A 14,415-nucleotide genomic window follows, 5' to 3' on the forward strand; every position below is an offset into this window, starting at 1 on the left:
AGCCACAATTAAGAAATATATTCAAGAACAGGAAAAGCATGATATAGCACTAGATAAATTAAGTGTAAAAGAATATGAGGATCCCTTTAGGGATAGTGGTAAGTAATACTAAAGCCTCTTTAAGAGGCAAGTGACGAGTCAAGAGCAATGAGGCTTGAACAACGTGAAAGCCAGCGCCTTTAGGCGCTGGCTGGTGATTTGGGCTTATAGCCCTGGTGCAAACCACCCGTTAGACGGGTGGTTATGATTAGTTAATGACTTGTTGCGTCTTGGCATAGTTAGCCTCGACTGCTTCTTTTTCAGATTTCCACCAGTCTTGGTTGTCTGTGTACCATTTGATGGTATCTTTGAGACCTGCTTCAAAGTTGGTAAACTCAGGCTTCCACCCTAGTTCATCACGAAGCTTGCTAGCATCGATAGCATAGCGAAGGTCGTGACCAGCTCGGTCCGTCACATGGTCATAAGCATCAGCTGGTTGCCCCATTTCCTTGAGGATGAGTTCTAGGACTTCCTTATTGTTCTTCTCACCATCCGCACCAATCAAGTAGGTTTCCCCGATTTGACCTTTGGTTAGAATCGTCCAAACACCTGATGAATGGTCATTGGTGTGAATCCAGTCACGGACATTCTTACCTTCACCATAGAGTTTTGGCTTGATACCACTCAAGATATTGGTGATCTGGCGCGGAATGAACTTCTCGATATGCTGGTAAGGACCATAGTTGTTTGAACAGTTAGAAATAGTCGCTTTAACACCAAATGAGCGCACCCAAGCTTTGACAATCAAGTCTGAAGCCGCCTTGGTTGATGAGTAAGGCGAGCTGGGATTGTACTTAGTTTCAGCCGTAAATTTCTCACCTGGACCTTCTCCATGACCTGGCAAATCTTCACGCAGAGGTAGGTCACCATAGACTTCGTCAGTTGACACATGGTGGAAACGAAGGTCGTATTTACGAACCGCTTCCAAAAGTGTATAAGTCCCGATGAAGTTGGTGTGGATAAATGGACTCGGATCATTGAGCGAGTTGTCATTATGGCTTTCTGCCGCATAGTGAACAATGGCATCTGCTTGAGCAGCTAGCTTATCGACCAAGGTTGCATCTGCAATATCTCCAACAACCAACTCAACACGATCACCTAAAATTGCTTCAATATTGGCACGATTCCCCGCATAAGTCAGCTTGTCCAGCACTGTCACATGAATATCTGGAAAGTTATTATAAACATAATGAACAAAGTTAGAACCGATAAAACCAGCTCCACCTGTCACGATGATATTTTTGTATTCAGTCATTTTTATTCCTTAACTTTTTTACAAATCTTCTTTTCTTAGTGGTTTGACATCCTTAAGTAGGGGATGATGTTTATCTGCTTCCGAAACTTCTGCTTCTGCTAGGTTTTCCCACTGGATGCCCAAGGCTGGGTCTGCATAGTTGACAAAGGCATATTTAGGCTTGAGTTCAAGTGCCCAGTAGTCATTGACCAGATAGCTATAAGAAACTGTATCCGAGAGGACTTGGAAACCATTGGCTACGCCGCGAGGGACAAAGATTCCCTTACTTGCATCAATCTCGGTCTGATAAACATTTCCAAAAGTCTCACCTTCACGTAGGTCAACCCAAGAACCCAGAACCTTGCCACTATCTGCTACTGAGATGTACTTGTCCCAAGGTTCAGCATGGAGTCCTCGGAGAACATTTTTGCGAGAAAAGCTGACGTTGTTTTGCAGTTTCCCTTCAGCAAAGAAGCTTTCAGGAAAACCAAGTGGTAGCATCTTTTCTTTCTGAAAATTTTCCTTAAACCAGCCACGATTGTCACCATGAACTGGAATGTCAAACTCTAACAAACCTGGAATGGAATCAATCTTGTGCACTGCAAGTGTTTTGCCGAAAAAATTATCTGTCATCTAGATTTCTCCAATCAAACGAAGCAAGTATTGCCCGTATTCATTCTTCTTGAGAGGTTGCGCCAACTTCAGCACATCTTCGCGGCTGATATAACCCATTCGGTAGGCAATTTCTTCTAGGTTGGCAACCTGAACATTTTGCATCCTTTGAACCGTTTCGATATATTGGGATGCTTCTAACAGACTCTCATGTGTCCCAGTATCCAACCAAGCAAAACCACGGCCCATCACCTCAACAGAAAGATCTCCACGTTTCAAATAAGCATTGTTGACATCTGTGATTTCCAACTCACCACGTGCACTTGGTTTTATCTGTTTGGCAATCTCCACAACGTCATTGTCATAGAAATAAAGACCTGTCACTGCATAGTTAGAGCGAGGATTCTCCGGTTTTTCTTCTATGGAAATAGCATTCATGTCTGTATCAAACTCGACCACACCAAAACGCTCTGGATCCTTCACTTGGTAGCCAAACACAGTCGCACCCTTCTCTTTCTTAGCTGCCTTTTGAAGCATTTTGCTCAAACCAGGCCCATGATAGATATTATCGCCCAAGATCAAAGCAACACTATCGTCGCCGATAAATTCTTCACCAATAAGAAAAGCCTGAGCAAGTCCGTCGGGACTAGGCTGTTCCGCATAGGAAAGCTTGATCCCAAATTCGGAACCATCCAAGAGCAGGTCCTTAAAACGGGGTAAATCCTGTGGCGTTGAGATGAGCAAAATGTCCTTAATCCCTGCCAACATCAGGGTTGACAATGGATAGTAAATCATGGGTTTATCATAAACCGGCATCAGCTGTTTTGACGCAGCCCGAGTAAGTGGGTACAGGCGCGTTCCCGAACCACCTGCAAGAATAATACCTTTCATAATAGGCTTCCTTTCTAGCTAATTACCTATCCTATCCTATATTATATTTCATTTTGTCCCAAATTCCCTAAGGAATTTACTTCAATTTGGATAAGGCAGCTTTTAAATAGGCTCCGTCTCGAAGAGCAGCTCCAACTTTCCTAGCTTGTTCTGAAAGTTCCTTGTAGTCTTGAAGTGTCAAATCATCTAGTACTTTTTGGAGGTCGTGTAGAGAATCAACTGCTAGACCACACTGTTTATCCAGAACAAAATGTGCGAGAGCCGACTCTTTCCAGACTATTAGGGGAAAACCTGAAGCTAAGTAGAGAGAGGCCTTGTGCGAGTTGTTAAAGCGTAGATAGTTTCCGTAAGAACCTTGGCAGGTTTCTGAGCTGTCTCCGTCCCATACCAAACCAAAACTACCTTCAAGAGCAGCTGGGAGGTCATCTGGCATAAAGGAACCAAAGTAGCTAGTGTTTTTCAATGCACGACTTTCATCGTAGCCCACCCCATACAAGTTATAGGCGGGCTGGTCTGGCAAGTTATAAAGATAACCTGACTTTGCAGGGTTCAAATTTCCAGCTACGATAATAGGTTGGTTTTTTTGAGGAAGAGCTTGTACCTCAAAGTTAGGAATCAGATAGTCAAAAATTTCCAAGCTAACCATTTTATCTGCTGGCACTCCTTGACCTACCAGAACTTTCTTCATGATATCGTTATGAACGATAATGCCATCCACTGACATCAAAGCTTTCTTTTCTTGGAAGTAATTGCGCACTTTATGACGAAATTTCACTTCCGAACCTGCTGCATGACGCAAGGTTTCAATATCATGGATCAAAAGATAGAATTTTGCTCCTCTCTTTTGCGCCTGCTTAATGAGTTGTGAGATGAAAAATGTATGGTGGATAATAGGGAACTGAATCACCAATTCATCTCCGGCTCCCAACTGATCAAACACAGACTTGGTCGCACGATATTTGTGTTGTTGAGCTTTAAAGAAATTCATCTTATACCAATTCTCAACCTTGAGCTCCAACCCCTCATAACCCTCTGAGATTAGAATAGTTTCCACGTCATTTCGTGCCTTACTCCCTGCATTCTTTTCGTGTGCATTATGCAGAAATGAATCCTTCAGATAATATTTCACCTTTTCTCCCCTTTATCCGTGATGTTCTTAGATACTCCCTAGTTCTTCTTCTACCACATCCAATGCACGTTCAACAGTCACGTGCATATCATAGTATTTATAATCTGCTAAGCGCCCACAGAAAATAACTCGCCCATTTTTCTCAGCTTCTGCTAGATACTGCTCATAAATTGCATTGTTTTTGGCATCATTGATTGGATAGTAAGGTTCATCTCCTCTTTTCCAATCTGCTGGATATTCACGAGTAATAACGGTCTTGGCTTGAGTCCCAAACTCAAAATGTTTGTGTTCGATGATTCGCGTATAGGGAATATCACGTTCAGTATAGTTGACTACAGCATTTCCTTGATAATTTTCTTGATCCAAAATCTCATGCTCAAAACGGAGACTACGATACTCTAGTTCACCAAACTTGTAGTCAAAGAACTGATCAATCATCCCTGTGAAGACAATCTTAGTTGCTGAAGCCTCCAAGTTCTCCCGATCAGTAAAGAAATCTGTATTAAGCTCTACTTCGATTCCTTCCAACAACTTTTCGATGATGACATTGTAACCACCAATCGGAATTCCTTGGTAACGGTCATTGAAATAATTGTTATCATAGGTCAATCGAACAGGTAAACGCTTGATGATAAAGGGTGGTAGTTCAGTAGCAGAACGCCCCCATTGCTTTTCGGTGTAGCCCTTGATTAGCTTTTCATAGACATCCATACCAATCAACTTAATGGCTTGTTCCTCTAAGTTTTTAGGCTCAACATCTTGCATGTGTGTCGTCTGCTCAGCAATCTTGTCCTTGACTTCTTGGGGTGTCTTTGTCCCCCACAAAGCATAGAAAGTGTTCATATTGAAAGGCAGATTGTAAAGATGTCCTTGATAGTTGGCAATAGGAGAATTGATATAATTGTTAAACTCCGCAAACTGATTGACATATTCCCATACCTTTTTATTAGATGTATGGAAGATATGAGCCCCATACTTGTGGACATTGATTCCTTCAACAGATTGGCAATAGATATTCCCACCAATATGTTCTCGTTTATCAATCACCTTCACCTTCTTGCCACGTTTGTTAGCTTCGTAGGCAAAGATTGCACCTGACAAGCCAGCACCGACAATCAAATAATCGTACATAAAATCTCCTTATTTCTTTAAAACACTTTTTAGTTCTTGAAAATCCAAGACACGTAAGAGCAAAACCAAGCCGCCATAGACTAGGGAGCCAAGGGCAGCATAAATCAAGACATTCACAACAGACGAGAAGTGCATGAAAGCTTGTGCAGAATACAGGGCGCCGTACATCAGTAGTGCTGCTAGAAGTATTTTTAGCATGGATGGTAGAATCTTGACCTCTTTTAGATACGAACGTGTAAAGTAGAGTTGAATCAGCCAGACCAAACCTTCAGTCGCAACAGATACAATTGAAGCTCCAATATAGCCCAGAGGCGGGATTAAGAGGAGATTCAAGCCCACACTAAAAACAGCTGGAATAGTTGTTGATAGCATAAATTCACGATTCTTATTGTGAGGAATCAAGATTTGAATTCCCATTATATTGGTCCAACCAATAAAGAACATTCTAAAGACCATGATGGCAATCGCATAGCGAGCATCTTGGAAGTCTTGCCCCAGGAAAAAATTAACAAAATCTTTGTTAACAATCAAAATCCCCGCAATCATCGGGAAGATAACCAAGTTATACACTAAGAAAGACATTTCATGTAACTTGTTAACCGCCTTTTGATTGCCTGATGAGAGGAGATTGGAGACCCGAGGCAACATGACACTACCTAGCGAAGTTACCAAGGTCAACAAAATATTCAATAATTTCAAGGCTTGATCATAGATCCCGACATCCTTGGTCGAAGACAAGGCACCTAACATAGTGCGATCTAGCGTGATGTAGAGCGAAATGGCAATCTGTGGCAGAAACAAGAGAATGACTGGTTTGATATGCTCTTTGGCATAGGCTATATCCAGATGCGGCTTGCGAATGTGCTCCCGAGCAGGAAGCCACATACTCAACTGACCTAGTAGATCATAGGCAACCAAGAGGATGATATACAAGTACAAGTCAGATGGTTTCTTAACAAATAGGAATATCGATACAACACCTAGAAGTTTGACCATTGTGTTACGAGCAGTGATTTTTTTGAAATCTTCTAACCCTTGAAAGAGCCAAGAGATATCAAAACCACGAGACAGCAAACTAAAGCCAAGAATATAAGCAATTGGATTGTTCATTGACGGTACAAGCAAACAAACAATTATATAAAGTATAACCGCTAAACAGGTTGAAAGGACTTGTAAACTGTAAATACCCCAGAAGGTCTTTTCAACTTCCTTACGATGGCCGGAAATTTCCTTGGTCCCATAATTGGCTACTCCCAGCGTCGCTAGTAGGATAAAATAAGTCACGATAGAGTTATAGTATCCGTAAGACCCCAAATCATCCGAAGAGAAAACTCGGGTGATATAGGGAGTTGTAATCACTGGTAGGACGATGACAAGTAACTGATAGGACAGATTGTACAAGTAATTTTTTAAAACTCTCACACGGCTTCCCCCATCTCAAATTTTTCTCCTTCAAATTCCATCGCTGGGATGGTAGCAAAAAGAAGGAACATAAAAATATTGTATGATGGACGAACCCAGAAGGCCTCAAACATACAATTGACTGTTACTAAGGCCAGGCAGGTTAACAATAAATAGTTCTTCCTACGATAGAGAGTCCAAGACTGAACCATGTATAGGCATACCAACATAACAACTGGAATCAAACCGTAAGTAAATAACATTTGTACATAAGACGAATCTACATAGTCATAGTTCAAAACCGTTTCTGTCTTTCCTCCATATCCAACAAAGGAAATTCCACGAATTCCAAATAACTGTACGCCATATTTCTTAAGCGCTTCATGTCCCAAATACAATCGCATTCCGAAAAAGTTATTCAGAGAAACATATATTGGATGAGACCAACTAAACTTGTTGGATAGATAAATCATGACCGAAGAAGCGATACCAGCCGAAAAAGGCAGTAGGCCAAATAAGCGCCATTCAGTCTTGTTACGATAATAAAAGTATAGAAAAATTCCTGTTGCTGCTAAGATGGAGCCTGCATTTAAACGGGCATCACAATAATAAATAATAAAGGCCGCCAAGGCTACACCTGATAGGGTTCTTAGTAAGATAAACTTCTTTCTCAGAAGATAGGACAGAGCAGTAAAGAGATAGAAACAATGCGAGGCAAAATCTGTTGGATAGATAAAACCAAAAGAGTTACGTACAACCACTCCCACGGGGCGAGTTTGAACAAACTGTAAATTAGGAATAACATTGACTAACGATAGTAAAATAATAAACACTATAAAAGATAAACTCGTCCAAGTATAAATTTTAAGTATCGACTCTAAATCTGCTTTATAAAGAAAAACAATCAACAGCAAAAACATTAAACCATTTAAGTTTCCTGCCTTATAATAAACCATACTTCCAACTAAAATGAGGGTAGGTGCAAATATTAAAAAACTCAAAGAATAGCTACGAATATATAAAAAACGCACAGCTAGTAACATGATTGCAAAGAAAGGAACAAAATTAGGTATACTAGGTAATACAGGTGCTAACATTGAAGTGTTTATCATATCTATAGAAATTATCACAAATAAAACTGCTGTCACGAGCAATTTATCACGTTCTATCTTTAACATCTTCATTTTCCTTTTCTAATTTCTGAACTTTTTTCATTCAGTCGTTTATTTTTTCCACTTTTTAAAGTAATAATAGAGGCGTGGATACCTGCTAATCAAGACATAGAGAATCTTACGTTTCTTACTAACTCTAGCATTCTTCAAGACAAGAGGCAAATAGGGTCTCGTCTTCTCCTGAAGTCGCTTGAACTCTGCTGGATCTCCGTCACGAATCATCGTAAAGATAAGAAGACTTCCTGTAAAGAAGCGAGAAATAATGGCTGCTTGGAGTTCCGAATTCTCAGGATAGGTTGCATTCACAACCTCTTTTAAATGATCGATTGCTTCATAAAACTCATATTGTTTAGGCGTGAAGGCCGAGGCAGTAATGCTACCCGGTCTATGGTAATAATGGTAAATCGGAAGATGAAACAAGGCCACAGATTGGGCTTGGTTGAGATGCTCACTGATGACATAGAGGTCTTCGTAGATGCGCCCCTTGGGGAAGGGAGCTTTCTCCAGAAGTTCTTTCCGATAGAGTTTCCCGCAAGCAGAGACCGTCACAAGGTCTCCGTAGAGCATCTCAGTCAGAGCCTTCGCCTTATCATAGACTTTAACCTGGTCTAGATCAATCTGATCCAAGTGAAAATTCTGATAACGATGATAGTAGGCTGTCGGCTCTACTTTACCACTAACCATATCTGCTTGGGTCCGACCTTGTAGCTCTGCTAACAGTTCCAAGGCGTAAGGTTCTAAATAGTCGTCCGGATCTAGGAAGGTGATCCAGTCACCCTTGGCTTTCAAAACCCCATAGTTGCGAGCATCAGATAAACCACCGTTGACCTTGTGGTAGCTAGTCACCCAATCATACTGCTGGGCATACTGGTCACACAAGAGACCTGATCCATCACTCGATCCATCATCGACCAAGAGGACTTCCATATCCTTGTAAGTCTGATTTTCTAAACTCTCCATGGCATAATGAAGGTAGTCCTCCACATTGTAAACAGGCACAATTACCGAAATCATATTTCCTTTTCTTTCTCTTACTTATTTTTTCAGTTTAAATCTCAAATGAGCTTTTATCTGGAAGCAGTTGGTCCATAGCCTTGACGAAGTCTGTCATCACCTGTTCCTCATCTTGAACGTTGTGTCCGTCATTGATACACATAATTTGGTATTTACCAGAATTCAGTAGCTTCCAAAAATCTGGTCCGGCATTATCCAAAGAAAAGAGTCCCCCTAACTTAGGATTTCCGATAGCGTATTGACCACTAGCGATCTGCCAATATTTAAAGAGCCAAACATTGGTATCAGAGGGACTTCTGAAGCGACTCGCTGAGGTTGTCTCCAAAACTGCTTTTTCCTTTTCCCATACCAAGTCCATTGTTGATTTTAGTAGGGGATAGGGCAGGTGACTCTCCCAGAAACCACAGATAAACTTAGTAGTCCCATAAAGTAAAGTCTTGATTAATTGTTTAATCCCATGCTGAAAGGAAAAAAAGTGACCATTATTTAAAATTTCTTTCTTCGAAAAATGACTAGTGATAATTCCCATATCATTCATTTGGAAATGACCAGTTCCATATCTCTCCGTTGTAATAGGAGCTAAAGCTGTAACATACTTTGGCAAACCATCCTCCGAGAAAAAGTCTATCGGCTCAACTGGAGCCGTCAAATACATATCGTCATTAAAAAAAACAAAATGCTCTGAGAGACCAGGGATTCGATGGATGTTACTTTCGATAGGATTGGCAGAAAAAACTGGCAGGTAGTCATTACAGATAATCTCTGTATGATCTACCAACACCAATTTTTCACTATTTATATCTAACCAGCTTGGCTTTTGCTGGTCGGTCACGAGGTAGACCTTATTGACCCAAGGAGCAAATTTTTCCACACCCCTAAACCAGTACTTAAAAGTTCCCCATTCACGATAGGATTTCTCTGAGTTCATACCCTCTTTAAAAGTGTTTATTGAGCCATCGTATTGGGCTTTCTTTTCTCTCCAAACCAAATCATTCCCATCAACCCATGCGACAACAAAATCAATCTTTTCTACCATTCAGTCTCTCCTATTTAAAAATTCAATAGTCTATCCATCAATTTTATAGAGGTATATTGTTCAAAGTATAGTGCCTTTGCTTTATCAACTTTTTGAATAATATCATCAACCATAGGATTGAAATGTTCCATTAGCTGTGCTAGTGCCTCAAAATCCCCTGAAGGATAAAAAGTCACCAGAGATTCATCAACATAATCTCGAACAGAGGGAATATCATTCACAATGATAGGAACTCCTAGAGACATTGCTTGAAGCATAACCATATGACCAGCGGATAAATCAATATCTTTTAACGATAGGACAAGGAAATCGGACTTAGCTAATACATCTCCAAAGGTTTCTACTACTACATCAGATAAAACTTGAATGTTTGAACCATGCGTAGGAACTCTCCATGGCTGAGTTGCAATCACACACGGCATTGAAAGGGTTGAAGTCTCTACTGCCTTGACTAAAGTCTCATAATCTCGGTTACTACCTCCACCTGAAAAGATATACTTAGTTGGTAAAGAACCTTGATAAGTTAGTTGATTATCATAATCTAAGCCGTAATGAATAAATTTAAATTTCTCCTGAAATTCTGGAAAGAGTTCCGAATAATAATGAATTTCTTTTGAACCATAGACTATGATATTACTGATATTCTGGAAAGACTTTTTCACAAGTTGCTTTCGTAAATAATAATAGATTTTATTTTTCTTATTCTCAAACAAAAACCCTGCTAATGTAATTTCCTTGCCACTTTTATTTAAAATTCCTAAAAAGATACCTACAAGAGGATTTACACAAATAATTTTCTTGACATCATATTTTATGAATTTCCGAGCATAATCATAGGACATTTTCCACATTAAAAAATGATACAAAGCACTACCGATGTATTTGAAATTACGTACTCTTCTTATAAGTGGACTTTCATAGTTGGTATAAACTACTCGGCTCCCGCCATGAAGAGATTGGTAATACTCTTCATTCTTTTTTTGTAGCTCACTGTCTAAAATGATTAAATTTTCCATTATACCCCTTATTGTAAATTATCATAAAATTCCGAGAAGTTCTTGATGTAACTCTCCAAAGAAAACAGCTCTTTTTGTCTCTGATATCCTACTCGCCCAAATTTTTCTCTTTTTTCAGAACTATCTAGTAAGAGAGAAATGGCATTAGACAGTTCTTGAGGAGAATTTGGTTTGACTAAGCAACCACTTTTGTCATCTACTACCATTTCAGCTATTCCCCCATTGTTATAACCAACAACTGGTTTTGAACAAGCCATGGCTTCTAGGACTACTGTAGGTAGGGAATCAGGTTTTATACTTGGTAAGACAAAGATATCAAACATATTATAAAGTTCAGAAGTCTTATCGTAGTAATCAATACGATGAATTTGTGACACAACAGATGAAGAAGCTATTCTCTTATCTAGTTCTTCTAAGCGCCATTCTTCACCAGGAAAAACACCTCCAGCCAGGAAAGCCACCGCTTGCTCATTCTTTTCCAAAAGTGGCTCGACTGCTTCTATGAAATCATTTTGTCCTTTAATAGCATTGACCCGACCAATCATGCCAATCACAAGTGCATCTTGCGCAATGTCAAATTTTTCACGAATAGAAGACGCATCCATTGGATAATAGACAGCATTATCGACACCGTTATAAATCACTTCCACTTGGCTATCTTTGATAAAGGGAGACTGCTTGATATGATTAGCGACCGCTTGGGACACCGTCACAATCTTGTCTGCATATCGTCCCATGAGCATATTGATAAAGTCAGAAATAGCTTTGGGTTTGACGATAATCTCATGAACATGCCAAATCAAAGGCAGCTTGAGCTTGCGTTTCAAATAGATGCCCTCCAAAACAGCCGCTGTATTATTGTGAACCATATCTATACTGTGTTCTCGAGCATAGAGGGCGATTTGCTTAGCATAGAAATTATAAGAGCGAATATAGTCGGCAATGCCTTTAGGATTAAAGTATTTTCTACGTAAAATCGGATAATCCAACACGCTGACCTTAGCTCCAACTTGGCGCAAAGCCTCGACTAAAACACCGTCATTTGGCAAGATGACGTGAGCTTCAAATTCTTTGGAATCCAATCCTTTTATCAATTCCAATAAAACCTTATCTGCTCCATACATTTCTGCACCAGCATGCAAGTATAAAATCCGTTTCATTCCCTATCCTTTAAACACTTCTTCATAATCTGACACAATCTTTTCCCATGTGAAAGCTGTGATAATTCTTTGGCTTGACTTGAAATCCAAGTCAGCTATCACTACCTGATCAAATCCCTCTACTTCCTCAATGACGCGTGCCAACTCATCTTTTTTCCAATAAATGGCCCCGTCTTCACCAACCTCACGGTTAAAACCAACATCTAGCAACAAATTTAGTTTTGTGGATGCTAAAGCTTCCAGTAGAGAAGGGTTGGTTCCTCCAACCTCATGCCCATGTAAATAGGCAAAGGCATTTTCACGGATGTACTTGAGCAACTCTTGGTCATAGACAGTACCGACAAATTTGACCCTAGGATCTTTGTCAAAACCAGTATCCCGTAACAACTGGTCGTAAAATTTATTCTGCTCCACATTTGTGATGAGAACAAAGTCCTTTTTGGACTTGGACTTGATAAATTCACGAATCATGGCTTCGTAGTTATTTTCAGGAACAAATCGTCCCACTACTAGATAATAGCCATTTTCGCTAACTTCTTTTTCCTTATACCAATCTCGAACTTTGGCATCTTCTGCTTTCAGGATTGAAGGAGCTGTATCTGTCCCATAGGCAATATAGGTGGTCTTTGGTTGGTACTGCTTATAATCCTCTTGGATATATTTTTCAATGTTTTTACTGTCACAGACCAGTAAATCTGCATGTTTGACCATGAGCTGCTCTGAAAATTTCCAGTACTTACGAACTGGAAGGCTCCATTTTGCTCGCAACCATTCATGACCATCAGGATTCACCAGCAAAGAGCCACCAATCGCACGAATTTTTTTCTTAAGTCCAGAAATAAAAGGACCGATGCGACAAGCTAGAATGTAAAAAATGGGAGCCTCGTCCTTGTTCTCCTTAGCCAATTCAATAGCCTTGTTGACCGCTGCAATATCGTAAGCGATGGCGCGGGCCGGTCCGATATTGGGTACATCGATGTTGAAGCAAATGGCTCCATTGTGCTCAAACTGGTCTTCCTTAATACCAGACTTGGCAGAATTTTCACGCATACAAGCAACATAGTATTGTATGTTGCTGTCTTTTTGATATTCGGTTAATTTTTCAACAAAGGTTTCAAATCCTCCATACTTAGCAGGAATCCCCTTTGAACCAATAATATAAACTGACTGTTTCATTTCTCTCCTAACAGGACTGAAGGGCAGAAATTACTTCGCCCCATCTCTCATAAATACAACTTTAACGGTCTTTAACAATATTTCAATATCTTTCCAAATAGTCCAATCATCAATATAGGCCACATCTAATTTAACAACTTCATTGAAATCCTTGATCTCACTTCGCCCGCTGACTTGCCACAAGCCTGTTATCCCAGGTTTAAAACTCAATCGACGTTTTTGTTCAGGAGTATATTTCTCATACTCATCCACTGTTGGGGGACGGGTTCCGACCAGACTCATATCTCCCATTAAAACATTCCAAAACTGCGGTAACTCATCTAGGCTGGTCTTACGAATAAAGCGACCAATTGGAGTGATACGGGGATCATCATCGACCTTAAACATGCCCCCCTGCATAGTATTTTGCGCCAAAAGTTCTTGTTTCCGCTGCTCAGCATTCACGCACATAGATCTAAATTTATAGAAAGTGAAATGTCGACCATTTTTTCCAATACGCGTTTGAGAAAAAATCGCTGGCCCACCATCTTGTCGAATCATCGGAACCAAAACAATGCTCACCAAACCACAAATAATCAAGCCGACAATCGAACCGACAATATCAATGAACCGTTTAGCAATGACATGACTGGTCTTATAAAATTTTGTAGAAAACGTGATAACATTCAGCCCTGCCATCCCACGAATCTTTTTATCACTACCTAGATAGTTATTAAAAGCATTCAGATTAACTGTAACATCAATTCCCATTGTCTCAAAAAGTGAGATAAACTCCCCGATGTCGTACTCTTCACTTGGTAGATTGATAAAGACCTCATCGACAACTTCATGAGTAGCAAAGTCTAAGATATTCTCAGCAGGTACAACCGTTAAGGATTGATGCTGAAAATCAGGCTGGTCTAAAACACTGACTGCCACCAAGTTCCAAAAAATTTCTCCCGACTCTATCAGCCTATCGATGACTTTTTCAACCCTAGAGGTCGCTGTTATCAAGAATATCTTCTTACTCCCCTTGAGATTTGGAAAGATGCTTTTTCTATAGCGTTTAATGCATAGATTCAACAAATACAACAGAATAGAGTGTATTGTCAAAAAATAAATCATTCCTCGTCTAGAGATACTAAAACGATCTTCTAAGAAAAAATTCGAAATACTGATAGCTAAAGCAAAGAACACAATGTACTTTGCAGTGTTGATAAACTCTGCTAAATAACCCCTTTTAAAAAAATCATGCCCATAATCACTGATATAAAAAATAAAAAAATGAAGAATGAACAAGATAATAACAGAAGTATTTACAATCTCTGTTTCCTTAACAAAACTAAGTAAATAAGCTAATAAAATGACAAGAAAACTCTGGATTGTCGCCAAAGTAATCTTCAATCCCTTTTCTTCCATAATATC

Annotated in this window: 13 protein-coding genes and 1 pseudogene; 1 reads left to right on the forward strand and 13 read right to left on the reverse strand. The window is 39.8% G+C overall.

The window, feature by feature from the left end:
* A pseudogene (locus D8844_RS09715) lies at window positions 1-106 on the forward strand (IS200/IS605 family transposase); the annotation flags it as partial.
* A 141-nt stretch (window positions 107-247) separates the two neighbouring features.
* Here the strand turns inward: D8844_RS09715 and rfbB are convergent.
* The 13 genes from rfbB to D8844_RS09780 all read right to left on the reverse strand — a co-directional run bounded on the left by rfbB (window position 248) and on the right by D8844_RS09780 (window position 14,409).
* A complete protein-coding gene (gene rfbB, locus D8844_RS09720; protein WP_061588752.1) occupies window positions 248-1,294 on the reverse strand; it encodes a dTDP-glucose 4,6-dehydratase in 1,047 nt (348 codons plus the stop codon).
* Window positions 1,295-1,312: 18 nt separating this feature from the next.
* Complete coding sequence (locus D8844_RS09725; protein WP_125423730.1) at window positions 1,313-1,906, reverse strand: dTDP-4-dehydrorhamnose 3,5-epimerase family protein; 594 nt, start codon at window positions 1,904-1,906, stop codon at window positions 1,313-1,315.
* Window positions 1,907-2,776, reverse strand: a complete 870-nt coding sequence (gene rfbA / locus D8844_RS09730) for a glucose-1-phosphate thymidylyltransferase RfbA (RefSeq protein WP_125423733.1) — start codon at window positions 2,774-2,776, stop codon at window positions 1,907-1,909.
* A gap of 76 nt (window positions 2,777-2,852) precedes the next feature.
* A complete protein-coding gene (locus tag D8844_RS09735; protein WP_125423736.1) occupies window positions 2,853-3,905 on the reverse strand; it encodes a glycosyltransferase in 1,053 nt (350 codons plus the stop codon).
* 27 nt (window positions 3,906-3,932) lie between these two features.
* A complete protein-coding gene (gene glf, locus D8844_RS09740; RefSeq protein ID WP_061588750.1) occupies window positions 3,933-5,036 on the reverse strand; it encodes a UDP-galactopyranose mutase in 1,104 nt (367 codons plus the stop codon).
* Window positions 5,037-5,045: 9 nt separating this feature from the next.
* The gene (locus D8844_RS09745; RefSeq protein WP_125423739.1) at window positions 5,046-6,458 is read right to left on the reverse strand and encodes a flippase; all 1,413 of its coding nucleotides are present in this window, start codon (window positions 6,456-6,458) and stop codon (window positions 5,046-5,048) included.
* Window positions 6,455-7,615 carry an O-antigen ligase family protein gene (locus D8844_RS09750; protein ID WP_125423742.1) on the reverse strand — a complete coding sequence of 387 codons (1,161 nt, stop codon included), beginning with the start codon at window positions 7,613-7,615 and terminating at the stop codon, window positions 6,455-6,457. Before D8844_RS09750 ends, D8844_RS09745 begins: the two co-directional genes overlap by 4 nt.
* Before the next feature lie 45 nt (window positions 7,616-7,660).
* Window positions 7,661-8,623 (reverse strand): glycosyltransferase family 2 protein, encoded by a 963-nt coding sequence (locus D8844_RS09755; protein WP_070567281.1) that lies wholly within the window; start codon window positions 8,621-8,623, stop codon window positions 7,661-7,663.
* A 34-nt stretch (window positions 8,624-8,657) separates the two neighbouring features.
* On the reverse strand, window positions 8,658-9,659 hold the full coding sequence (gene wefC / locus D8844_RS09760; RefSeq protein WP_125423744.1) for a receptor polysaccharide phosphotransferase WefC: 1,002 nt from the start codon (window positions 9,657-9,659) through the stop codon (window positions 8,658-8,660).
* A 14-nt stretch (window positions 9,660-9,673) separates the two neighbouring features.
* On the reverse strand, window positions 9,674-10,675 hold the full coding sequence (locus D8844_RS09765; protein ID WP_070567284.1) for a glycosyltransferase: 1,002 nt from the start codon (window positions 10,673-10,675) through the stop codon (window positions 9,674-9,676).
* Window positions 10,676-10,683: 8 nt separating this feature from the next.
* Entirely contained in the window at window positions 10,684-11,835 is a 1,152-nt protein-coding gene (locus tag D8844_RS09770; RefSeq protein WP_125423747.1) for a glycosyltransferase family 4 protein, read from the reverse strand.
* 3 nt (window positions 11,836-11,838) lie between these two features.
* Entirely contained in the window at window positions 11,839-13,011 is a 1,173-nt protein-coding gene (gene cps2T / locus D8844_RS09775; RefSeq protein ID WP_125423750.1) for a beta 1-4 rhamnosyltransferase Cps2T, read from the reverse strand.
* A 30-nt stretch (window positions 13,012-13,041) separates the two neighbouring features.
* Entirely contained in the window at window positions 13,042-14,409 is a 1,368-nt protein-coding gene (locus D8844_RS09780; protein WP_084880417.1) for a sugar transferase, read from the reverse strand.
* Between the last annotated feature and the right edge of the window lie 6 nt (window positions 14,410-14,415).

This window comes from Streptococcus oralis, assembly GCF_003942875.1.
GTDB classification, from domain to species: Bacteria; Bacillota; Bacilli; order Lactobacillales; family Streptococcaceae; genus Streptococcus; species Streptococcus oralis_BX.